The organism is Lactobacillus acetotolerans DSM 20749 = JCM 3825 (assembly GCF_001436775.1).
In the GTDB taxonomy this organism is placed as follows: Bacteria; Bacillota; Bacilli; order Lactobacillales; family Lactobacillaceae; genus Lactobacillus; species Lactobacillus acetotolerans.
The window spans coordinates 1-25,298 of the sequence record NZ_AYZC01000011.1; the positions used below are offsets into that span (position 1 = coordinate 1).

Sequence of the window (25,298 nt, forward strand, 5' to 3'; positions counted from 1 at the left end):
ATACATATCAAATTTTAGCAAATTTAATTATACCATTAAAGAGATAAATTTAAGCAAAAAAGCAGGAGAAAGACCAAATTCATCCCCTCATCAATAGATGGGGAGGTATTCTTTGTTCTTTCTCCTAACTGTTTGTTCTCATTGCATAAAAAATTTGCCCAGTAAGGGCAATTTTTTGTACTTCAATTTTATTACTTAGTCTTACCCACAGTTAATTCTGGACGTTTAGTAAACTCAACATAGAGTTTAGAACCAGATACGGATAAGCCTTCAATTTCACGCCGAACCTTTAGATGACTTCTACTCTTATAACTACCATTTTCAGCAACTCTAAAAATATAATCATTAAAGGCAATATAGAACTGGTTATGGTTAGCATCATACGTGAAACCTTGAACCGGTGAACCATTACTAATAAAGTTAGTTTGGGTGGCACCAATTTCAGTTGGGGTCCAAGTATCGCCATTACGAGTTACCTTCCAGTATTCATAACGGCCATTGCCACCATTATGGAATAGAGCATACATAGTGTGATCATTAGCAAAGGTAGCGTTATGAATGTAACGCTGGTTAGCCGCATCCTTATTCCAAATCTTGAAAGTCCAGATTTTATCCATCTTCATATCACTCTTACGAATCCGCATAATTTCTTCAGAGGCACTTGAATTCTTAAATTTATCATTGTTGGCCAACACATAAATATACTTACCTGTAGAACTAATGGATTGACCGTGCCCTAATTTAATATACGGGCTTACCCTAATATGAGATGCATAATCCTTAAAAGTGGACCACTTCAAAGCAAGCAAATTTTGAGCAGCATACTTACTCTTTATGTGATTTAAATTATAAGAAACTAGGTGACCGTGCTGATCATTACCATCATAAAACATGGATACAGTAAAAATATTATCCTTAACGGTAATACCTTCTGGAACCACACCAACTTGCCCCATCTTATCGGCTGCTTGACCATACTGTAAACTAACAAACCTTGGTTGGAACAGTCTAGTTCGTAAAGTTAAACCTTTAGCCTTGAAAGTATTAGATGAAGTTTCAGGTCCAAAATCATGGGCCGCATTCCAATGTCTTGACGCAGATTTTGAACTGCCTTTCCAAGTTGAAACTTCTTTTGGTGCCTTCATAGCAAACTTATCAGCACTAGAAATTCCTTCTTTTTCATCTGCCCGAACAGTTACTGTATTAGCCGCCTCGGCTTTGCCATAACTATATTTAACTTTACTTGTACCTGGAACAGAAGAATTAATGGAAGATTCAGAAACATGTACCTTTTGGGGATCTATTTCTGTCCCCTTACTATCAGTTGCGTAATTAATTGCATCCCTGGTTGGGAAACTATAATAACTATTCCTTACTAAACTAACATTCGCAGCCAAAGAAATTTTATTTCTTGCAAAAAAGTTTTGGTTTACCCAGCCAACATTTCTGCCATCAACGATAATGTACCAATACTTACCTTTCTTAGTGGTAGCATATTTCTTGGATTGGATCTGTCCGTGCTTGAAATATTTAGTCGATGTAAATTTACCCGCTGGTCCACCCTTCAAAACATGGTGGTAAACTGTATAATTTTTTGTACCAGCTATCTTAGTCACAGCCCTTTTGTAGCTCTTGGCATGAACACAATTATAACTAATGCCAACAACTAAAAAAGCAGCAATGGCCAATGTAATAACAGTTAGTGATATCTTAACCGATTTTTTCATTTTTACCCTTTCCCTGCTTTTTATGTTACATGAACATATTTTTACACACTCTTACTGTTTGAACAATGTTTGTTATCATTATTATTTTATGAGAGATTAATGAAGAAGAAGGCTTTTCTCTTTTATTTGCTATATAATGACATAGTTAAAATAAATATATTTAAGGGAGACTTTTTATTTATGATTGAATCACAAAACAATCCCAAGAAGATGATGTGGATCACCCTTGCAATGATGGCCTTTTCTACCGTATGGAGTTTTGGTAACGTTGTAAACGGGTTTGTCTACTTTGATGGAACAAAGGTTGTCTTCAGCTGGATTCTTATGTTCCTACTCTACTTTGTTCCCTATGCTCTAATGGTGGGTGAGCTTGGTTCTGTTTTCAAAAGTTCTGGAGGTGGTGTTTCATCTTGGGTTAACGCAACAATGGGACCAAAATGGGCCTATTACGCTGGATGGACCTATTGGGCCTGTCACGTGGTATACATTTCAAGTAAAGGTACTGGTGGCCTGAGAGCCATGGCTTGGGGTATCCTCACTAATACCAAATGGTATGATAGTTTACCAACCGCATGGACACAATTTGCTACATTAGCAGTCTTTTTATTCTTCTGTTGGGTAGCTAGTCGTGGTATTCCAGTATTAAAGAATTTAGCCACTGTTGCGGGAACATCAATGTTTATCATGTCAATTCTATTCATCGTTATGATGTTTGCTGCACCATTAATTAACCCACATGCTGGTTATTACAACATTAATTGGAACTGGAAGAGTTTCTTACCAACCTTCAACGTTAAATATTTAACATCACTTTCAATTTTAGTATTTGCTGTCGGTGGTTGCGAAAAGATCTCGCCTTATGTTAATAAGGTAAAAAATCCTTCAAAAAACTTTCCTAAAGCTATGATCACTTTAGCTATTATGATCATGGTTTCGGCTATCTTAGGTACCTTTGCAATGGCAATGATGTTTGATCCGAAAGTTGTTAACGCACATATGAACGAATACATTTCTAATGGTCCTTACATCGCCTTTCAAAGATTAGATGATTACTACCACGTTAACAGTCTGTTCGTATATATTTACGCTTGGTGTAATGTAATCGGTCAATTTTCAACTTTGGTTCTTAGTATCGATGCACCCTTAAGGATGCTGCTTGGTAGTAAAGAAGCTAAAGATTATATCCCAAAGAAATTACTTAAAGTTAACAAACATGGTGCATTTATCAACGGTATCTGGATGGTTGTTATTCTTTCAGGTGCTTTGATTGTTGTTCAGGCATTATTACCCGATGCACAATCAGTAATGGCTCAATTGATTAAATTAAATTCAACAACTATGCCGTTGCGTTACTTATGGGTATTCATAGCCTTTATAGCTTTACGTAAACAAAAAGATAAGTTTGAAGATAAAAATAATTACCAAATGACTCATCATCAAGGTCTAGCTTACACCGCAGGCTGGTGGTGTTTTATCGTCACACTTGCTTGTTGTATTTTAGGTATCTACTCACCAGATCCATTGACGCTATTCTTAAACGTTGCTACACCAGTTATTTTAGTTGCTTTAGGTTTAATTTTACCTACTATTAAAAAACATCAAGATAAAAAATTAGCATAATTTTATTGGATAAAATGTGAAATAAAAGCGCCTCTAGAAGGCGTTTTTATTTTGAAAATGATACACTTTACATTGTATAAGTAACGTAATGGAGATGAGTATTTGTCAACTAAACTTGAAAAACAAGCTGAAGAACTTCTGCATGAACATCATTTAAAGGCAACTAAGCCCCGCTTAAGGATTCTTCTATACTTGATGACACACCATAATCATCCAACCGCTGAAACAATTTATCAGGATATTGCCAGTGATAAGCCAACTTATCGGGCTACCATTTACAATACACTTAATACTTTAGTTAACGTAGGAGTTATCATTGAAATAAAAAATGGGGACAGTTCCTCTCATTATGACTACTTTGTTAAACCCCATTTTCACATCATCTGTACTAATTGTGGTAAAATTGCTGATGTCTTTTATCCCAATTTCAATACAATTGAAAATAAAATGTGTACAGAAGCCGAAAAGCAAACAGGTTTTATCACTTCTAAGAGTCACATAGAGATATATGGATTATGTCCTGATTGTCAGAAAAAATTACAAAAAAAATAAGAGGTTTTCAAACCTCTTATTTTTTTCTGCTTAAATTAATTACTTAATTTTCGTACTTTCAAGTAATTCAGCACGTTGAGCCAAGTTTACATATAGGCGACCGTTACTTACAGACAAGCCCTCAATCTCACGACCATTAGTATTAAATTGGTAAGTCTGTTTAATTGCACCCTTTCGACTTATCTTAAAGATTAAATCATTAAATGCAAGGTAGAAATTATCATTAACAGGGTCATAAGTAAAGCCTTGAACTGGAGCACCGTTACTTACAAAATTGCCATCAGTCTTACCAACTAACTTAGGATACCAATTATCACCCTTACGGGTTAATTCCCAGTATTCATAGCAATTATTCTTTATATCATGGTAGACAGTATACATATCAGTATCGGAAACGACTACACCATTGTGGAAGTAACGTGGATTACTTGCATCGTCAACCCAAGTCTTAATTGTCCACATCTTATTAATCTGCAAATCACTCTTACGGATTTGAACTAATTCTTCTGAATCAGGACTTTCTTTCAAAGTATGATCATTTACCAAAGTATAAATATATTTCTTGGTTGATCCCATTGCTTGACCGTGGCCAATTGGTATATATGGGCTTACCTTAATATGCTTAACATAGTTAGTAAACTTCTTTTGTGACATAGTTAGTAGATCTTGGGCATGAAATGGGTTGGTTAACTTATTTAAATCATAACCAACAACGTGTCCACTAAGTAAGTTAAGGTGACTGAGTAAACTCGTATAAGCCCAACCATCTGATACAGTTATACCTTCAGGAATATGACCCACTCTATTAATGTTATCGTCACCAGGATCTTGGACACTTAATAAGACTGGTTGATAAAATCTCGTCTTAAGAGTTAAGTCACCACTATTAAAGGTATGTCTCGTATTATCTGGTGTAAATTCAGTTGGACTAATGTAATTATCAGATGAACCATAGTGGGATTTCCACGGTTTATAATCATTAGTACCTGGCTGTGCGGTTACACCACTGGCACTAGCAATACCTTCTTTGGTACTCTTTCTAACCGTAACTTTTATGGTAGCGGTAGCATCACCGTAAGTATATTTTACGTTATAAGTTTTTGGTTTATTACATGCGATACTATCTTTAGATACATTAACTTCGGAATTATCAACTACTGTCCCCATATAATTAGTTGCGTAACTGATAGCATCCCTAGTGTTAAATTTATAATTATCGTTTCTTACCAAACTTACCGTTTTTGGAACAGCAATTTGGTTTCTTGCAAAGAATTTTTCATTAACATAACCTACTTTACGACCATCAACGTAAATTCTCCAATAACGAGCTTTTTTAGTCTGGACAGATTGATCAGACTGAATATGGTTATAACGGTAAGTTATTCCATCGGTTACCTTGGTATGAACATGGCCGCCAGAAACAGATTTCCATACTTTATAATTTTTGTTACCAGCAACTTTGGTCATCATCGCATAACCAGTAACGCGTTGAGTGCCAGCTTTTTGCTTTTTATTAGTCTTACTACCATCAGCCTTGGATGAACTAGACTTGGTTGATTTAGCAACTTTAGTACTACTTGTATCCGCTGGCTTTGAATTACTTGCGGCAAAAGTCGTATTTGCATTAACCGCAAATAATCCTAAGCTAACAGCAAATGCTGATACAAACGTCAGTATTTTCTTAGAATATTTCAAAATTTTCCCTCCAGATTAAAGATTACATTCTCTATTGTAATATAAAATAGCTACACAAAAAAATACAAAATTGATACACTTTGTTTGACAGCCTTTATAGTAAGTGCTTTAATTAGCACTGTACTTATAAGAGTGCTAATTAAGAATTTTAGGAGGCAGATATATGCTTGTACCTACAGTTATTGAGCCTACTGCTCATGGCGAACGTGCATATGATATCTATTCACGTTTATTAAAAGACAGAATTATCATATTAAGTGGTGAGATAAATGACCAAATGGCTAACTCAATCATCGCTCAGTTATTGTTCCTTGATGCACAAGACAATACAAAAGACATTTCACTTTACATCAATTCACCGGGTGGTGTAATTACTTCTGGCTTAGCAATCATGGATACTATGAACTTTATCAAGTCCGATGTTTCCACCATTGCTATTGGTATGGCAGCTTCAATGGCTTCCATCCTGTTGACCAGCGGAACAAAGGGTAAGCGTTTCGCGTTACCTAATTCCACTGTCCTTATTCACCAACCTTTGGGTGGTGCACAAGGTCAACAAACCGATATCCAAATTGCTGCAAATGAGATTATGAAGAGTCGTAAGAAGATTAACAATATCTTACACGAAACCACCGGTCAACCCATGGAAAGGATCCAAAAGGATACCGACCGTGATAACTACATGACCGCTCAAGAAGCTAAAGATTACGGCTTAATTGATGAAATCATGGTTAATAAGAAGAAGTAATAAATAGTAAGATATTTATTGCAAAAAGGAGTTCACAAATGTGAACTCCTTTTTTATTTTCTTAAACTATCGGCCATTTCATGTAATTTTTTAAAGCGATGATTAACTCCAGATTTAGAAATCGGTCCATCAGGTACTTGCTGGGCCATCTCTTTAAGCGATAATTCTGGATTATCTAACCGAAGTTGAGCAACTCCGCGCAGTTTTTCAGGTAAATTACCTAAACCATTCTTCTTTTTAATCAACCGAATATCTTCAACTTGTTTAGCAGCTGCGGTTGCAGTCTTTTTCAAATTTGCAGTATCACAATTAACTAGGCGATTAACAGAATTACGCATATCCCGCATAATCCGCAAATCTTCAAAGGACAACATTGCATTAAGTGCACCAACAACGTGCAGAAAGTCGCCAATTTTCTCTGCTTCCTTCAGATAAACAATGTAACCATGGCGGCGCCTCGTAGTTTTAGCATTTAAATAAAAATAATGATTCATCAGCTTAAGTAAATCATCATTATGATCTTTGTACACTGAATAAATTTCCAAGTGATAGCGACTCGTTTGGGGGTTATTCACACTCCCACCTGCTAAAAAAGCACCACGTAAATAAGACATTGCCCCTTCACGCGATCTCATAATTCGATTAGGAACCCTTGTAACTACATCATCATTTTTATCTAAAATTTCTAAATTTCGTAAAATTCCTTTTACATTAGTTTGCAGCCGAACCAAATATTGATTGTTCTTCTTCAATTTCATTTTTCTTGAAACTATCAATAATGGTTCAACTGCATAAGCACTTTTAATTAATGTGAAGATTCGACGAGCAATCGCAGGATTCTCAGTTGTAATATCCAAACTAAATTGGTGATCGTGAAAATTTAAAACCCCATTCATGCGCAAAAAAGCGGCTAATTCCGCTTTGGCATGTTCAGGATGTACTTTTAGTGAGGTTAATTCTTTTTTAACCGCACTAGCATAACTTGCCATTATTCATCAGTCATCCTTCTGCGTGACATTGCCTCAAGAGCCAAATTAATTATTTCTCTAGCAACTTTTTTACCATCATGAAAGACCAGCCCACTATGCTGGTCAATAAAATCATCGGTAATAACCCGGCAATCTTGCTTGCGTAAGCCTGCAAAATCATTCCTTACGGGTTCCAAATAAGCATCATAATCTTCTGGATGAAACTTACTCATATCAATTTTGGCACCATTAACAAGCGCCGTATTAATATAATGACCACCAAGATGATTATTAATCACCTGAACGTGTTCTGCATCACTAAAATGATCGGTTTCACCGCGCTGGGTCATAATATTACAAATATAAATTACTTCAGCGCTAGTTTTACGGACGGCTTCACCCAAATTGGGAATCATTAAGTTAGGCAAAATTGACGTGAATAAACTACCTGGCCCTAAAACAACGGCATCAGCCTGCATAATAGCAGCTAATACTGGCAAAACGGCTGTTGGTTTAGCACCAGAATTTGTATCTGTTACCCAAACACGCTTTATTCGCTTATCTTTAGAAGTAATTTCTGTTTCACCAACCTCGGTAGTACCATCAACAAATTCAGCGTTCAAAGTTAACGGTTCGTTAGATGCTGGGAAAACATGACCATCAACACGCATCATTTTTGACAATGATTGGACAGCATCAAAAATATTTCCGTGCATTTCATTTAAAGCAGCAATGATTAAATTACCAATCGCGTGCCCTGAAAAAAATGAATCAGAGGAATCAAAACGATATTGAAAAACATTTTTTTCTTCCTGTGAAATATCGCTTAATGAGACCAAGACATTCCGAATATCACCAGGTGGAACAACGTTAATAAAATTTCGAATCGAACCAGATGACCCACCATCATCCGAAACGGTAACTATGGCCGTAATTTCTGCATTTTTATCTTTTAAAGCATTTAAAATAACCGGTAATCCGGTTCCGCCACCGATAACGACCACTTTGGGTCTCCTACTTTTGATGACCCGAATTATCTTTGATTCTCCGTATGCCATGTTTTCCACCTATTTCCTAGTATACCGACTGACTTCACGGTGTGTGATATCAACCGGATATTTCTTCGATAAATCACGTGCTAACTGCTGAGCTATTGCAACGCTTCGGTGCTGGCCACCGGTACAACCAATTGCCACCGTCAATTTCTCTTTTCCTTCTTTAATGTAACCTGGTATAGCCGTTTCTAAGAGATCTAGTAATTTTTTATAAAAAACCTGCGTTTCTTTCTTGTCCATAACATAGTCAAAAACTCGTTTATCCAATCCCGTAAAAGGCCTAAGTTCAGGAATATAAAACGGATTAGGCAAGAAACGAACATCAATTACATCATCGGCATCGATTGGCATACCATATTTAAAGCCAAAAGACATCACTTCAATGGAAAACGGCTGCTTCTTTCGATCACTAAATTCATCAAGCAATTTTTGCTTTAATTGTTTAGGGGTCAACTTAGAAGTATCGATAACATAATTAGAATGATTCTTGATGGGCGTTAAAATCCGTCTTTCTTCTAAAATTCCATCAAGAAGTCGGCCATTAGTGGCAAGTGGTGGAAGCCGTCTAGTTTCCTTATAACGAGCAACCAAAGTATCATTTGATGCATCCAAAAACACAATCGTTGCTTGAACTTGGCCATTATCTTCAAGTGAATTAACCTCGTTTAATAAATCTTTATAAAAGTTTCTTACACGCAGATCAATTACAACCGCAACTTTTTTAAAATCATCAGAATTAACCATTAAATCCCAAAAGCCGCTTAACAGTTCCGGTGGCAAATTATCAACAACAAAATAACCTATATCTTCTAATGCATGGGCAGCAACGGTCTTACCTGCACCACTCATACCTGTTATGATCAATAATTGTTTCTTTTCGTCAGCCATAAAAGACCCTCCTACTAGTTAAATTATAGCATACCGGGTGTTTCTTCTTAATTTCTTTGACCAAGAAAAAAAGGCCTTTTGGCCTTAATTAATATCTTTAATTTAACGATGTGCAAAAGCCACAACGATTTGATCGATTCCAAATATTATTAACCAAACAGCGATAAGCATTACCAAAGTTAAAGCAGATAAAGCTGGATTAAACATTAAAGCAATGGAAATGAGTAAACTCAAAATATCCAAAATCAAATCAAATACAAAGTAAAACGTAGGGAACTTACGTAAATGCCATGCAAAGACCATACCTGCAATTGAGTCAACAAAGAACCAAATTGCAAACAAGTAAGCAAGCGCTAAACCAGCCACATCATAAGAATATAAGAACAGGATACCAACAATGATATCTAAAATACCAGCAAGAATAGTTACCCATCCGTATGACATTAAATCACGAAAGTGGCTGTAAACGGCAAACCATACAAATCCTTGAACAATAGACAAAATGGCAAAGATTAATACGAATGCACGTAAACCAACACCGGGGTGTCTAATAAGCAAGATGGCTGCAATAACCATTAAAATACCAGAAATAAAAGCAGCCCAATCAAAGCCACGATGTTCTTTAGAACTAGAAAAATTATCCATTTTTATTCCTCCTTGGTGCTTATTTTACACTTTTTGAAAAATAATGGAACTTTATTTTAACTATTTGGCCTTAGACTTTTGTTTCTGTGCTTCCTTGGTTAACCTGGTATCACGCTCCAAAACTGGTTTCAAATACTGCCCGGTGTAACTTTCTTTTACTTGGGCTACATGTTCAGGTGTACCAGTGGCAACAACTGTTCCACCACCATCTCCACCTTCTGGACCTAAATCAATTAGCCAGTCTGCATTTTTAATAATATCAAGGTTATGCTCAATAATCAAAACAGTATTACCTTCATCAACCAAACGCTGTAAAACTTCAAGTAAGCGTTTGATATCATCCGTATGAAGTCCAGTAGTAGGTTCATCAAGAATATAGAAATTTTTACCAGTAGACAATTTCTGCAATTCTGCAGCAAGTTTCATTCTTTGAGCTTCACCACCAGATAGAGTGGTAGCAGATTGACCGAGTTTAACGTAGCCTAATCCTACATCAACAATAGTTTGCAATTTACGGGCAATCTTTGGAATATTCTTAAAGAATTTACATGCCTCGCTAATTGTCATATCTAAAACTTGGGCAATATTTTTCTTGCGGTAAGTAACTTCTAGAGTTTCAGAATTATAACGCGTACCATGACAAACTTTACAAGGAACGTAAACATCAGGTAAGAAGTTCATCTCAATTTTAATAATTCCGTCACCATGACAAGCTTCACACCGTCCACCTTTCACATTGAAAGAAAAACGGGCTTTGGTATACCCACGTAATTTTGCTTCGTTGGTTTGTGCAAACAAAGTACGAATATCATCAAATACACTAGTATATGTGGCTGGATTACTGCGCGGCGTTCTACCAATTGGACTCTGATCAATATCAATTATCTTTTCAATATTATTATAACCACGGATACTCTTATACTTTCCTGGTTTAGTCGAATTATTATTTAATTTTTGTGCCAATGCACGTTTTAAAATCATATTGACTAAGGTAGATTTACCAGAACCAGATACACCAGTTACAACGATAAATTTGCCTAGTGGAAAATCCACTTTAATATTCTTTAAATTATTTTCAGCAGCACCAGTAATAGTAATTTTTTTACCGTTACCCTTACGTCGCTTTAACGGAACCGGCACAAATTTTTTACCAGACAAGTATTGACCAGTCAACGACTTAGGATTTTTTTCGATTTCTTTAGGTGTGCCAACGGCCATCACTTTACCACCATAAGCACCAGCACCTGGACCCATGTCGACAATATAATCGGCTTGACGCATTGTCTCCTCATCGTGTTCAACAACAATTAATGAGTTACCCAAATCGCGCATTTTCTTAAGTGAAGCAATCAAACGATCATTATCTCGTTGGTGCAATCCAATTGAGGGTTCATCCAAAACATACATAACTCCAGACAAATTCGAACCAATTTGTGTAGCTAAACGAATTCGCTGGGCTTCACCACCAGATAAAGTATTAGCAGAACGTGACAATGTCAGATAATCTAACCCAACATTATTTAAGAACGTTAAGCGATCACAAACTTCTTTCAAAATTGGTTTAGCAATCATCGTGCCTTGCTTATCTAATTTAACACTCTTAAAGAATTTAAGAGCTTTATCAATAGATAAATCCGAAGCTTCTGCAATGTCCTTACCCATAACTTTAACTGCTAAAGCTTTTTCATTTAAACGTTTGCCATGACAGGTTGAACAGGTTAACTCAGTCATATATTTTCGCATTATATCCCGCATAAATTTTGACATGGGACGACGATAACGACGTTCGACGTTATCCATAACGCCTTCAAATGGTTTAGTTGTGTCATTTACACCAAAGTCACCAGTAACATTAAATTTAATGACTTTATCTGACCCATGTAAAATAATATTTCTTTGTCGCTTAGTAAGTTTCTTATATGGCTTATCCATTGGAATTTTAAGTGCGGCACAGGCCTGCTTAAGCATGCCACCGTAGTACTTCGAATTCTTCCAAGGTGCTACAGCACCTTCTGCCAAAGTCTTACTTTTATCAGGAATAACCAAATCCTCATCGACAGAAAGCTTAACACCTAAGCCATCACAATCCGGACAGGCACCAAAAGGAGCATTAAATGAAAACAGCCTTGGTTCCATCTCGCCAACAGTAAACCCACATTTAGGACAAGCATAGTACTCAGAGAAATTAAGTGTTTGGCCACCAATAACGTCAACGTTCATATACCCATCGGACAGACGTAATGCTGCTTCAACGGAATCAAAAAGACGTGAACGGATACTTTTTTTGACAATCAACCTATCAACAACAATATCAATGGTATGACGCTTATTTTTCTCTAGACTAAATTTCTCACCAATTTCATGCATTTTACCGTCAACGATTACCCTGACATAACCTGCCCGTTGAACTCGTTTGAACACTTCTTTGTGTGCACCACGTTTCGATCGAACAACTGGTGCTAAAAGTTGAATCTTAGTTCTTTCAGGTAATTTCATGATCCGATCAACCATTTGATCGACCGACTGACGTTCAATTAAGGTGCCATCATTTGGACAGATAGGGTGACCTACTCTAGCCCAAAGTAAACGTAAATAATCATTAATTTCTGTAACAGTTCCAACAGTTGATCGTGGGTTATGTGACGTTGTCTTTTGGTCAATTGAGATAGCTGGATTTAAGCCTTCGATTGAATCAACATCTGGCTTATCCATTTGCCCCAAAAATTGTCTAGCATAAGAAGACAATGATTGAACGTAACGTCTGCGTCCTTCAGCATAAAGGGTATCAAAAGCTAGAGAACTTTTGCCAGAACCAGACAAACCAGTTATAACAACCATTTTATCTTTTGGAATAGTTAAATTAATATCTTTTAAGTTATGCTCTCGTGCACCACGAATCACAATTTTATCGTTTGCCATTTAATGCCTTTCCCTTTTTCTTAATTGGTTTTCTACCAGAATTCTGCAATTCCATAATTGCATCCCGCAAGTTAGCGGCTTCTTCAAAGTCAAGTTTCTTAGCAGCATCTTTCATCTGTTCACGAAGCCCTTTAACCATAGACTTTTTTTGCTTCACTGTTAATTCATCAAAGTTCAAATCAGCAAAGCTGTCGCTCTTCTTTTTCTTGGATTTACCACCATCTTTAGTAGCAGAAATGGCATCCCTAATTGGTTTAACAATTGTTTTAGGTGTGATTCCATGATCTTTATTAAATTTCTTCTGGATTTTACGCCTACGTGTAGTGGCATCGATTGCTTTTCTCATCGAATCAGTAATAGTATCAGCATACATAATTACTTCCCCATGAGAGTTACGTGACGCACGACCCATCGTCTGAACAAGTGGCCGGTAAGCACGAAGAAATCCTTCCTTATCAGCATCTAAAATTGCAACAAGTGAAACTTCTGGAACATCGATACCTTCACGCAGCAAGTTAATCCCAATTAAAACATCAAATTTTCCTAGCCGCAAATCCCGTAGAATCTGCATTCGCTCAAGTGTTTTAATGTCTGAATGCAAATATTGTACTTTGATACCAAGGTCTTTCATATAATCAGTTAAATCCTCGGCCATTTTTTTAGTCAAAGTAGTAACAAAGACCCGTTCGTGCCGCGCAACTCGTTTATTAATTTCACCAACCAAATCATCCATTTGACCCTCAATCGGCCTTACCTCAATCTTCGGATCAAGCAGCCCGGTTGGCCGAATAATTTGCTCAACTTTATGTTTAGTTCTATTTAATTCATAATCACCCGGCGTTGCAGAAACGTAAAGAATCTGGTTAACGTGTTTTTCAAACTCAGACAATTTTAATGGCCGGTTATCTAACGCTGACGGTAAACGAAAACCATAGTCTATTAAAGTTTTCTTACGGTTACGGTCACCATTATACATTGCATGTAACTCTGGCATTGTGGCATGTGATTCGTCAACTAAAATCAAGAAATCATCTGGGAAAAAGTCAAGCAGGGTGTAAGGTGGTTCTCCCGCTTTTCTACCTTCCATATGGCGAGAGTAGTTTTCAATTCCGTTGGTATAACCAACTTCTCCCATCATTTCCATATCATAAGTTGTTCTTTGTTTAATTCTTTGTGCTTCAAGTAATTTTCCTTGACCGTTAAATTTCTTAACTTGGACCTTCATTTCCTTAGAAATTGCTTTGAGAGCACGCCGCATTTGTTCATCATTAGTCATAAAGTGCGTAGCTGGAAACAGTGAAATACTTTCACGCTCACCAATCACTTCTCCCGTTAATGAATCAATTTCAACGATGCGGTCAATCTCATCACCAAAGAATTCAATTCGATAAGCATGCTTAGAGTTGCCAGCCGGGAAGATTTCCACAACATCCCCTCTTACACGGAAACGGCCACGTTGAAAATCAATATCGTTACGATCATATTGAATATTAACTAAATCACGTAATAATGTATTGCGATCATACTCTTCACCTTCATGAAGGGTAATAACACTCCTCGCATACTCACGTGGGTCACCCAAACCATATATACAAGAAACTGAAGCAACAACAATTACATCATTACGCTCCATCAAATCACTGGTTGCCTGGTGACGAAGCTGATCAATCTCATCATTAATAGCTGAATCTTTTTCAATATAGGTATCTGATTGTGGCACATATGCTTCTGGTTGGTAATAATCATAATAAGATACAAAATAATCAACCGCATTATGTGGAAAGAAACTCTTAAATTCACCATAAAGCTGCCCCACCAAAGTTTTATTATGTGAAATAACCAAGGTGGGCTTATTCAAATTAGCAATTATATTAGCCATGGTAAAAGTTTTACCAGTACCAGTAGCACCTTCTAGAATTTGTTCTTTATAGCCTTTTTTGAATCCAGCAGTTAACTTATCAATAGCTTGTTGTTGATCACCAGCTGGATTATATTTAGATACAAGTTGAAATTTGCGATTTTTTTGTCGTTTAATCATAAAAAGACTCCCCGTAAAAAAAGTTGGACTCTAGAGTCCAACTTATATTTATCGTATTATATTTTACTACCTCGAACGTATTTTCGCACGTTATTTGCATTATTTTAATAGTGCGGCTAAAGCCTTTTGGTAATCTTCCGCGGCTTTCTTAGCAACATCAATATTTTCCCTGTTAACACCAACATAAGCTTTAATTACTGGCTCAGTTCCTGAAGGTCTGAGAGCAACCCAAGTTTCATCATCTAAAAAGTATTTTAATACGTTAGACTTTGGAAACCCTTTTAGTGGTGTACTTTGACCATTAATAAATGTTTCCTGTTTTAAGAAATCCTGTGCTTTTATTACTTTGGCACCATTAATTTTGGTCAAATGCTCATTCCGAAGCTTGGTCATTAATTCTGCCATCTTCTTTTGACCACCGATACCAGGCATTGGAATTGCATCTGTAATTTCATACGCAACACCATATTTTTGCCAAATCTCTTTTAAACCATCAAAAACAGTCATACCACGTGAAGCATAGTAAGTAGCGACTTCAGCAAACATTAAAGCTCCTTGCATTGCATCTTTGTCCCGGGCAAATGGTTTAAACAAGTAACCATAACTTTCTTCAAAACCCATTAGGAATTTTCCATCATGAGTCTTATTCATCCGGTCTACTTCTTCACCAATGTATTTAAAACCAGTTAAAACATACTTAGTTTTAACACCAAAATCCTTAGCAATCTTAAATGGTAAAGCACTGGAAACCACGGAGGTTACAATTTCATAATCCTTCAATAATTTCCCACTCTGTTTAAGATTTACCAACAAATAATAGGCCATTAAGGTAGCAATCTGGTTACCGGTTAAAACTTGAAAATCACCATTTTCAGTTCGAACACAAGCACCCATTCTATCTGCATCCGGATCCGTAGCAATAATTACGTTAGCATGCTTTTTATTGGCCAATTTAACACCGGGATCAAAAACATCACGAAATTCTGGGTTGGGTTTAATAGTCGTCGGAAATTCTGGATCAATAATTGATTGGCTTGGCACAGGAATAACATTATCAAAACCGCCCTCTCTAAAGGCACGATCATACAACATTTTACCGGTACCATGCAATGGCGTATAAATGATTTTTAATTTATCAGCATTTTCCTTAATCATCCTAGTATTAACGTTAACGTTCTTTAATTCATTTAGATAATCCTCGTCAACGTCTTCACCGATTAATTGTAAAGTACCATTTGCCCGCAGTTCTTTAACTGGAGCAGCTTTAACAGCGAAAATATCTGTAACTTTTTGCGCATGTGCGAATAAACGGTCAGCATTTTCTGGTGCCATCTGTGCACCATCTTCACCGTAAACTTTATAGCCATTATATTGTTTGGCGTTATGGGAGGCAGTAATGTTAATTCCAGCAAAAGCATGTAAATGCCGAACAGAATACGAGAGTTCTGGGGTTGGTCTTAGATCATCGAATAAATAAACATGAATCCCGTGTGCACCCAGAATTCTAGCAGCATGCTCTGCAAATTCTCGTGAATGGTAACGTGAATCAAAGGAAATGGCGACGCCACGTTTCTTGGCTCCTTGACCATTTTCTTCGATCAAACGGGCCAACCCTTCGGTAACGCGGCCAACCGTAAATAAATTAATTCGATTGGTTCCAGGCTCTAGACGCCCTCTCATCCCTGCGGTACCAAAATTGATGTCTTGGCCGAAAGCATCTTCAACCCATTTCTTGTCTTTGCCTAAAGTCCTTAACTGATCTTGTAAGTAATCAGGTAAGTTTTTGGCTTTCTTCCATTCTTCGAAAGTTTCTTCAGCATTCATATAAGTAGTTAACCTCAATTCTTAACTAGAAATTACATCCCACTCCCCATGTTGTATTTTAGCATTTATGACACAAATCTTGCCAATTAAATAAAAAAGAATCCATCATTTGATGGATTCTTAATCGTTTAAATTATAATTATTTATCGTTTAAATCTTGCATATAATTATATGCTTCTTGGCCAGCAATACTACCGTCACCAACAGCATTTGCAATTTGACGCAAATCTTTAGCACGAACGTCACCTAAGGCAAAAACACCAGGTACTTTAGTACGCATATGATTATCAGTTGGGATCCAACCTTTATCATCTAAAATGTTTAAAGCCTTAAACGGTGCGGTTTGTGGAAGTACACCAACATAAATGAAAACACCTGCTGCTGATAATTTCTTTTCTTCGTCGGTCTTCTTATCACGATAAGTAATCCCAGTTACTTTATTACCATCACCATCGATTGATTCAGTTTGCGCATTCCAAACAAATTTCATTTTCTTATTAGCAAAAGCACGTTTTTGCAAAGTTGGTTGTGCCCTTAATTGATCACGCCTATGGACAACAGTCACAGATTTAGCCAATTGAGACAGGTAAATACCTTCTTCAATAGCAGAATCACCACCGCCGATAACTGCAACATCCTCATCCTTAAAGAATGCAGCATCACAAACAGCACAGTAGGAAACACCTTTACCTGAATATTCTTCTTCGCCAGGAACATTTAAGTGTTTGTGATCAGCACCAGTAGCAATAATTAAAATAGGCGCAGTATATTCACCAGTGTCGGTTGTAACTACTTTGTTTGTACCATCAAGCTTAACTGATTGAACATCGCCATATTCAAAGTCAGGCTTAAACTTCATTATTGAGTCGTACATTTTTTTACCTAGTTCTGGACCTTTAATTTCACTAAAACCAGGATAATTATCAATTAAATCAGTATTATTCATCTGGCCACCATATGGACCACGATCAAGAATTAAAACTGATAAATTAGCACGTGAAGCATAAAGGGCAGCAGTTAAGCCACCAGGGCCAGCTCCAACAATGATTACATCATATTTTTTTGACATATTTTCACCTCATTAGCTCTTACTTTTTGTAAGTAAATAATACAATAGTAAAATCTAAAAAGCAAGTATAAAGATTAAAAGCGGATCTCAGGCTTAGGACTTCTGCCCATCATTTCTTTAATTTCTTCATCCACATTAGTATTTTTATATAAAACGCGGTAAACGGCTTCACTAATTGGCATATCAATATTCTTTTCCTGAGCCAATTCATGAACAGCTTTAACGGTAGTCGCACCTTCAACTACTTGTCCCATATTCTTCAATACGTAATCAAGGGTCTTGCCTTCACCAATTTGTTTACCGGCACGCCAATTACGGGAATTAACCGAGGTACAAGTTACAATCAGATCACCAATACCAGCCAAACCACTGAAAGTCATTGGTTTAGCACCAAAGTAATTAACACCTAACCGGGTGATCTCAGCCAAACCTCTAGTCATTAAAGCGGCTTTAGCGTCATCACCATAATGCTTACCAACTAAAATACCAGCTGCAATAGCAATAACGTTTTTAACGGCACCACCGACTTCAACACCAACCAAATCATCGTTGGTATAGAAACGGACATAGTCATTTGAAAAGAGTTTTTGAATCTTTTTAGCATTATCAACGTTAGTGGATGCACAAGCAATTGCGGTCAAATCTTTTTGGGCAACATTTTCCGCATGACTCGGACCAGAAATAGCAACAATTCTATCGGTATTATTTGGATAAATCTCTTCAGTTAAGATTTCTGAAACAAGTTTTTTACTGCCCGGTTCAATTCCCTTAGTAGCAGTTACTAATAAAGGAGTTGCACCTGTTTGAGCTAAAACTTTATGTACGTTCTTAGAAACACTTCGAATAGCTTTTGTCGGCAATACAAATACAACCAGCTCTGCTCCATCCAAAGCCTTTTCCAAATCACCGGTGGCCTTAGTATTAGGGTTTACCTTCCAATTCTTCATGTAATGGCTATTAGTATGATGGGCGTTAATTTCTTGGTTAACACTCTCATTATTGCCATAAAGGGTAACTTCATTTCCATTATCTTGAAGCATGGAACCAAGCACAGAACCCCACGAGCCATCGCCTAAAACTGCAATTTTTGTCATTTTATATTCCAATCTTTCTTTAAATAAATTTCTTATTTTAATCTCTAGTATACGGATATTTTAAACCACTACCATCAAGATACCACTTCGGTTTAACTTTTACCCGCCGATATATGAATAGAAACAGAACGCCTATAAATAAAATCAAACTTAAGAGTTGTGATACCCGAATCACACCAAAAATGTACAGACTATCTGTTCTTAAACCTTCAACAAAGAAGCGAACTACCGAATACCACATTAGGTAGCTCATAAAAACTTCACCTTGTTTAAAAAAGTGCTTTTTATGACGTAAACTCAAAATTATAATTAAGCCAATTAAATTGAAAAGGGACTCATATAAAAAAGTTGGTTGATAATAAACGCCATTAATCTTCATTTGTTGAATAATAAATTCTGGCAAATGTAGGCTCTCCAAAAAATGTAAAGTGGTAGGACCACCGTGGGCCTCCTGATTTATAAAATTCCCCCAACGGCCTAATATTTGTGCAGCCATTATACCGGGAGAAATCACGTCAAGCATTAAAAATGGGGGCAGCATTCGTTTATAACAGAACACCAGTAAAACTATCAAGCCCGCAATTAAACCACCATAAATAGCAATTCCACCGTTCCAGATAGCAATTATTTGATTAGGGTGTTGAGAATAATAGCCCCATTCAAAGATTACATAGTATATTCTTGCTCCCACGTAACCTAATGGAACCGCCCAAAGTAACAAATCAATAAAATCATCACTTTCAATTTGGCGTTTTTTACCTTCACTAATTGACATCCAAGTAGCCAATACAATTGCTACAGCCATAATTACGCCGTACCATTTGACACTCAAATTACCAAGATGAAAAGCAATCGGATTGATCGTTAAGAACATTATTTTTTATCCTTATCTTTTTCTTCTTCTTTTTCGGTATCCTTCTTAGAATTATCAGAAATAAGTTCAGTCAAATGGTTATCAAAAGTACGGGTAGCATCGTAGCCAGATTCCTTAGCCCTAAAGTTCATCGTAGCCACTTCAATAATATCTTCCATATTACGGCCAACCTTTACCGGAATAGTAATTTGTGGAATTTCTACATTACAAATTTCACGGGTATCTTCTTGGAACCCGAGCCGATCATAATGTGCCTTATTATTCCAATTAACCATATTAATTACTAATTGAATGCTGGTTCTCTTTTTAACAGCACCGACACCAAATAATTCCATGACATCAATAATTCCGATGCCCCGAATTTCCATCATATACCGTAAAATTTTAGGTGCTTCACCCATAACGGTATCATCATCTTTTTGATAAACATCAATTCGGTCATCAGCTATTAATCGGTGCCCCCGGTGAATCAAACCTAACGCACACTCAGATTTACCAACACCTGATTCACCGGCTAGTAAAACGCCCATACCCTTAATTTCGACTAATTCACCATGAATACTGGTTCTGGTAGCCAATCGTTCACGCAAATATTGCGTTAAAAGACCAGATACATACGTAGTTGATTCTGGTGAGCACAAAATTGGTATTTTTGCATTATCAGCGGCTTCTTCAAGTTCTTTTGGAACTGGCAATGAACGTGAAATTAAAAAACAAGGAGTTTCCTTAGTACACATTTTTTTGAAAACTCTATTACGGCTATCAGGATCAAGCCTAGCTGTGTAAGAAATTTCGGTTCTTCCTAAAAGTTGGATCCTTTCTTTAGGGTAAAAATCAAAGTAACCGGTTAATTCCAACCCAGGACGGTAAACATCACAAACAGAAATTTCCTTGCCCATTATATATTGCTTACCGCGATAAACATGGATAATTTTATTATCATTGATTAATTTTCTTAATTTAACTGTTTTTGCCATTTTTTAATATTCCTTAAGTTATTTATCTACATCTTTGGTTTTAACATTTCGTGCTTTTTTTCGCGGTGGTCGGGTATTTGGATCATTTTCATTAGAAAACCAATCATAGTAACCACCACTGGTTGGTGTATTATCATTACCACCTTTACCTGTAAAACGATAAATTAACCAAATTATTAAGATAGCAATAATTGCTACAGGCAATAAAGCAAAAAAGATATGAAACAAGGCAAAGAGAACTGACAGAATTACTACTGCCAATAAAACAAAACCAACAATTCCCATAAAACTTATTTTTTCACCTACTCTGGATTCTTTTTACTAAGCAACCATTGTAAATATGCATAAATAAATGGTTGCAACTTTCCATCCATTACACCATTTATATCAGAAGTTTCATAGCCTGTCCGTAAATCTTTAACTAAATTATAAGGATGGAAAACATAGGATCTAATTTGTGAACCCCAGCCAATTTCTTTTTGGTTTCCTTTCAAAGCCTGCTTTTGCTTACGCTTTTTTTCTTCTTCCAAATGAAAAAGTTTAGCTCGCAATTCATTCATCGCTGTTTGCCTATTTTGCAACTGCGATCTTTGAGCTTGAGAAGTTGTAACGATACCTGTTGGCAAGTGTGTAATCCGAACAGCGCTGGAAGTTTTATTAATATGCTGACCACCGGCACCACTAGATCGGTAGACATCGATTCGTAAATCTTTAGGATTAATGTCAACTTTGATACTATCGTCAACTTCCGGAATAACCTCAACAGATGCAAAAGACGTGTGCCTTCTTTTAGCAGAATCAAACGGAGATATCCGCACTAAGCGGTGCACACCGTTTTCAGATTTTAGCATTCCATATGCATTTTTACCTACAACTCGGACACTAGCACTTTTTAGGCCAGCTTCTTCACCAGGCTCGTAATCGTTGACCTCAAACTTAAAGCCAGCTGAATCAGCGTAATGATGATACATCCTAAGAAGCATATTCCCCCAATCCATAGCTTCTGTGCCACCAGCACCAGGATGAATTTCTAAAAGGGCATTATGACCATCATACTTGCCAGACAAAAGCAGGTCTAATTCATAATTATGAAACTGTCCTTGCAACTTCTTTAGATCGGTTTCAACTTCTTTCTGTAATTCGGGATCCGGCTCCTCACGTAAAAGTTCAACGGCTGTGGCTTCATTTTGATAAGATTTTTGCAAGCTTAAAAATGAATCACGCTTTTCTTTTAAAGCATTATTATCAGTAATTAATTTTTGGGCTTTTTCTTGATTATTCCAAAAATCTGGGGCTTCCATTTTCCCGTCATTAATTGCTATGCTTTCATCAATAGCATCGAGGTCAAAGAGACCCCCTAAGGTGATCTAGATGCTTTTTAAGTTCATCTAATTTACTTTGAATTTCACTAATTTCCATTTTTTACTCCTAGTTTTAATAATTTTGGTAAAAAAAGAGAAAGCTTAACACTTTCTCCCCATTTAATTATCTTTTAACGACTAAGATTTTGCCTAATTTCAGCCTTCATGAACAAACGTGTTACGTCAAATTCAATATTAGAAATCATTTCTTCAAACATTCTGTAACCTGAATCTTGGTATTCAACTAATGGATTAAGTTGACCATAGCCACGAAGTCCGATTGACTGTCGTAATTGATCCATTGCATCAATATGATCAGTCCAACGATCATCAACAACACGCAAGATAACCACCTTTTCAAACTCAAGCATTTGTGAAGGATCATTAAGAACCTTTGCTTTCTGCTCATAGTTCTTTTCAACGATGTCATAAAGCTTCTTCTTCAAATCAGCCACACTAATTGTCTTATAGTCAATTGAATCAGCTATTTCTTCAGAAGTTAAACTCGAAACAATAAAATCACGTAATGAGTCAAGACGCCACTTACTTCTATCACCCTGCGTAAACATATTTACCTGACTATCAATCGTACGGTGAATCATTGGAATTAAAACATTCTTTAATGAATGAGTAGCTTCAATAACTTGCATTCTTTCACCATAAATAATTTCACGTTGAATTCGCATAACGTCATCGTATTGCAAAGTCTGTTTACGTGTATCGTAGTTATTACCTTCAACACGCTTCTGGGCTGATTCAACTTGACGGGTGATCAAACGACTTTCAATTACTTTATCATCATCATTATCAGATAAACGATCCAAGAAATCTTTAACTCGTTCACCACCGAAACGTTTCATTAAGTCATCTTCAAGTGATAAATAGAAGCGAGTTACACCTGGATCACCTTGACGACCGGAACGGCCACGAAGCTGATTATCAATACGGCGAGATTCATGTCGTTCAGTACCAATTACGGCTAAACCACCAAGTTCTTTAACACCAGGCCCTAATTTAATATCAGTACCACGACCAGCCATGTTAGTGGCTATGGTTACGGCACCTTTTTGCCCAGCATTCATAATAATTTGTGCTTCTTTTGCATGGTTTTTAGCATTTAAAACAGCATGTGGAATACCCGCTTTATCCAACATCTTACTAAGTCGTTCTGAACTTTCAACCGCTACTGTACCAACCAAAACTGGTTGACCTTTAGCATGCCGTTGCTTAATCTCTCTAACAACAGCACGGAACTTAGAATCTAAAGTTGGGTATAAAATATCAGGCTTATCAATTCTAATAAGTGGTTTATTAGTTGGAATGGTAATTACCTGCATATTATAAATTTCCCGGAATTCTTCCTCTTCGGTCTTAGCAGTACCAGTCATACCAGCTAATTTTTTATACATTCTAAAGAAGTTCTGGTAAGTAATTGTTGCTTGGGTCTTAGATTCTTCTTGAATCTTAACACCTTCCTTGGCTTCAATAGCTTGGTGTAACCCGTCAGAATAACGACGACCTTTCATTACACGTCCAGTAAAAGAATCAACAATTAATACTTCGCCATTTTGAACCACGTAATCAATATCTTTAAGCATGATATAATTAGCGCGAAGTGCTTGGTCAATATGGTGCACTAATTTCTGGTTTTCAACATCATATAAATTTTTTAAGCCAAAATGCTTACAAGCTTTTTCAATCCCGGTTCTAGTTAAAGAAATGGTTTTGGTTGGCCAGTCAATCTTATAATCACCGTGATCTTTATCATCATCAAAATCATCGTCATCACTTTTATCTTCTGACAAAGTTTTAACGAAACGATCGGCACGAATATAATCACTGTTAGCCTGTTCCGCTTCACCAGAAATAATCAATGGGGTTCTAGCTTCATCAATTAAAATTGAGTCAACCTCATCAATAATGGCATAATTAAGCGGACGTTGAACCATTTGCTCTTTGTAAACAACCATGTTGTCCCGTAAGTAATCAAAACCAAGCTCAGAGTTTGTTGAATAAGTAACGTCACAATTATAAGCAGCACGCTTTTCATCCGGTGACATTGAGTTTAAGTTTAAACCAACGGTCAAACCGAGCCACTTATAAAGTTGGCCCATTTCTTGTTCGTCACGGCTAGATAAATATTCATTAACAGTAACAACGTGGACACCTTTGCCCGGTAAAGCGTTCAAATAAACCGGCATGGTAGCCGTTAAAGTTTTACCTTCACCAGTCATCATTTCCGCAATATTACCAAAGTGTAGTGCAATGGCACCAAGAATTTGAACGTGGAATGGATATAATCCAAGTACACGTTTAGCACCCTCTCGTGCCACAGCAAATGCCTCTGGAAGTAAATCCTCTAACGTTTCGCCTTTCTTCAGACGATCACGAAATTCTGGCGTCTTTGCCTGTAATTTTTCATCAGAAAGCTTACTGTATTCATCAGCATGACTTTCAACTTTAGCTGCAATTTTATCAAATTTTTTTAATTCTCGTTTGTCGCTATTATAGAGTTTCTTTAAAATGTTTACCATTAAATCGTTCCTTATATGTAGTTAAGTCTAAAAACACAGATTAATTTTAACATGATTAGCACTAAATGAAAAATAATCAAAATAAAGATCCCGCACCAAAATGTGAGATCTTTATTGCAATTAATAATTTTTAGTTTTATTCGTTGGTCTCAATTAAACCATAACGACCATCATTTCTGCGATATACAACACTCGTACCGTTTGTTTCGGCATCTTGGAAAACAAAGAAATCATGTTCCAGCATATTCATTTGTAAGATGGCTTCTTCAGGATCCATTGGCTTTAAACCAATTTGTTTATTACGAACTATGTCAAATTTACCAGGTTTCTTTTCTTCTTCTTTTGGAGTCTCAACGAAGAAATCACGCAAGCCCTTTTCACGGCTCTTTCTATTTACACGTGTCTTATACTTTCTAATTTGACGCTCAAGCTTTTCAGAAACGAAGTCAATACTACGATACATATCATCCGTGGTTTCTTCAGCCCTTAAAACCAAATAAGGAAGCGGAATAGTAACTTCAACCTTAGCTGAATGATCACGGTAAACTTTTAAATTAACATGTGCAATCACATCTTGATTTAAATTAAAGTATTTTTCCAACTTCTTTAACCGTTTTTCAACATAACTTCTTAAAGCATCAGTTACTTCGATATTTTCGCCACGAACATTGTACTTTAACATATTAGAATCCTCCTTCACCGCTATGCGG

Annotated in this window: 20 protein-coding genes; 3 read left to right on the plus strand and 17 right to left on the minus strand. The window is 36.6% G+C overall.

What is annotated here, in order from left to right:
* Window positions 1-191: 191 nt before the first annotated feature.
* Window positions 192-1,727: an LBA0864 family S-layer associated protein gene (locus FC77_RS02800; RefSeq protein ID WP_056970034.1), complete on the minus strand. Its 1,536-nt coding sequence runs from the start codon at window positions 1,725-1,727 to the stop codon at window positions 192-194.
* Between the two features lie 180 nt (window positions 1,728-1,907).
* Between FC77_RS02800 and FC77_RS02805 the strand changes: the two genes are divergently transcribed.
* Window positions 1,908-3,347 carry an APC family permease gene (locus tag FC77_RS02805; RefSeq protein ID WP_056970035.1) on the plus strand — a complete coding sequence of 480 codons (1,440 nt, stop codon included), beginning with the start codon at window positions 1,908-1,910 and terminating at the stop codon, window positions 3,345-3,347.
* A gap of 102 nt (window positions 3,348-3,449) precedes the next feature.
* On the plus strand, window positions 3,450-3,899 hold the full coding sequence (locus tag FC77_RS02810; RefSeq protein WP_056970036.1) for a Fur family transcriptional regulator: 450 nt from the start codon (window positions 3,450-3,452) through the stop codon (window positions 3,897-3,899).
* Between the two features lie 39 nt (window positions 3,900-3,938).
* Here the strand turns inward: FC77_RS02810 and FC77_RS02815 are convergent, their stop codons facing one another.
* A complete protein-coding gene (locus tag FC77_RS02815) occupies window positions 3,939-5,594 on the minus strand; it encodes an SH3-like domain-containing protein (RefSeq protein ID WP_056970037.1) in 1,656 nt (551 codons plus the stop codon).
* Between the two features lie 163 nt (window positions 5,595-5,757).
* Between FC77_RS02815 and clpP the strand changes: the two genes are divergently transcribed.
* Window positions 5,758-6,342, plus strand: coding sequence for an ATP-dependent Clp endopeptidase proteolytic subunit ClpP (gene clpP, locus FC77_RS02820; RefSeq protein WP_054681540.1), 585 nt, complete (start codon window positions 5,758-5,760; stop codon window positions 6,340-6,342).
* A 53-nt stretch (window positions 6,343-6,395) separates the two neighbouring features.
* On the opposite strand, the gene whiA is transcribed toward clpP, so the two are convergent.
* The 15 genes from whiA to hpf form a co-directional block, all read right to left on the minus strand.
* Window positions 6,396-7,331, minus strand: coding sequence for a DNA-binding protein WhiA (whiA, locus tag FC77_RS02825; protein ID WP_056970038.1), 936 nt, complete (start codon window positions 7,329-7,331; stop codon window positions 6,396-6,398).
* Window positions 7,331-8,368 (minus strand): gluconeogenesis factor YvcK family protein, encoded by a 1,038-nt coding sequence (locus tag FC77_RS02830; RefSeq protein WP_056970039.1) that lies wholly within the window; start codon window positions 8,366-8,368, stop codon window positions 7,331-7,333. The genes whiA and FC77_RS02830 overlap by 1 nt, the downstream gene beginning before the upstream one ends.
* Before the next feature lie 9 nt (window positions 8,369-8,377).
* Window positions 8,378-9,253, minus strand: coding sequence for an RNase adapter RapZ (rapZ, locus tag FC77_RS02835; protein ID WP_056970040.1), 876 nt, complete (start codon window positions 9,251-9,253; stop codon window positions 8,378-8,380).
* A 102-nt stretch (window positions 9,254-9,355) separates the two neighbouring features.
* On the minus strand, window positions 9,356-9,898 hold the full coding sequence (locus tag FC77_RS02840) for an HdeD family acid-resistance protein (RefSeq protein WP_054681538.1): 543 nt from the start codon (window positions 9,896-9,898) through the stop codon (window positions 9,356-9,358).
* Window positions 9,899-9,958: 60 nt separating this feature from the next.
* The gene (gene uvrA / locus FC77_RS02845; protein WP_056970041.1) at window positions 9,959-12,817 is read right to left on the minus strand and encodes an excinuclease ABC subunit UvrA; all 2,859 of its coding nucleotides are present in this window, start codon (window positions 12,815-12,817) and stop codon (window positions 9,959-9,961) included.
* Window positions 12,804-14,855 (minus strand): excinuclease ABC subunit UvrB, encoded by a 2,052-nt coding sequence (gene uvrB / locus FC77_RS02850; protein WP_056970042.1) that lies wholly within the window; start codon window positions 14,853-14,855, stop codon window positions 12,804-12,806. Before uvrB ends, uvrA begins: the two co-directional genes overlap by 14 nt.
* 99 nt (window positions 14,856-14,954) lie before the next feature.
* Window positions 14,955-16,679, minus strand: coding sequence for a phospho-sugar mutase (locus FC77_RS02855; RefSeq protein ID WP_056970043.1), 1,725 nt, complete (start codon window positions 16,677-16,679; stop codon window positions 14,955-14,957).
* 139 nt (window positions 16,680-16,818) lie between these two features.
* Window positions 16,819-17,748, minus strand: a complete 930-nt coding sequence (trxB, locus tag FC77_RS02860) for a thioredoxin-disulfide reductase (RefSeq protein ID WP_056970044.1) — start codon at window positions 17,746-17,748, stop codon at window positions 16,819-16,821.
* 74 nt (window positions 17,749-17,822) lie between these two features.
* Window positions 17,823-18,842, minus strand: a complete 1,020-nt coding sequence (locus tag FC77_RS02865) for an NAD(P)H-dependent glycerol-3-phosphate dehydrogenase (RefSeq protein ID WP_056970045.1) — start codon at window positions 18,840-18,842, stop codon at window positions 17,823-17,825.
* A gap of 37 nt (window positions 18,843-18,879) precedes the next feature.
* Window positions 18,880-19,716, minus strand: a complete 837-nt coding sequence (lgt, locus tag FC77_RS02870) for a prolipoprotein diacylglyceryl transferase (RefSeq protein WP_056970046.1) — start codon at window positions 19,714-19,716, stop codon at window positions 18,880-18,882.
* The gene (gene hprK, locus FC77_RS02875) at window positions 19,716-20,693 is read right to left on the minus strand and encodes an HPr(Ser) kinase/phosphatase (RefSeq protein WP_056970047.1); all 978 of its coding nucleotides are present in this window, start codon (window positions 20,691-20,693) and stop codon (window positions 19,716-19,718) included. The genes lgt and hprK overlap by 1 nt, the downstream gene beginning before the upstream one ends.
* Window positions 20,694-20,711: 18 nt before the next feature.
* Window positions 20,712-20,987 (minus strand): hypothetical protein, encoded by a 276-nt coding sequence (locus FC77_RS02880; protein ID WP_056970048.1) that lies wholly within the window; start codon window positions 20,985-20,987, stop codon window positions 20,712-20,714.
* A gap of 8 nt (window positions 20,988-20,995) precedes the next feature.
* A protein-coding gene (gene prfB / locus FC77_RS02885; protein WP_169790072.1) for a peptide chain release factor 2 occupies window positions 20,996-22,112 on the minus strand; the annotation gives its coding sequence in 2 pieces (ribosomal slippage) (window positions 20,996-22,039 and window positions 22,041-22,112; 1,116 coding nt in all).
* A gap of 73 nt (window positions 22,113-22,185) precedes the next feature.
* Window positions 22,186-24,588 carry a preprotein translocase subunit SecA gene (secA, locus tag FC77_RS02890; RefSeq protein ID WP_056970050.1) on the minus strand — a complete coding sequence of 801 codons (2,403 nt, stop codon included), beginning with the start codon at window positions 24,586-24,588 and terminating at the stop codon, window positions 22,186-22,188.
* A 136-nt stretch (window positions 24,589-24,724) separates the two neighbouring features.
* Window positions 24,725-25,270, minus strand: coding sequence for a ribosome hibernation-promoting factor, HPF/YfiA family (gene hpf / locus FC77_RS02895; protein ID WP_054681536.1), 546 nt, complete (start codon window positions 25,268-25,270; stop codon window positions 24,725-24,727).
* Between the last annotated feature and the right edge of the window lie 28 nt (window positions 25,271-25,298).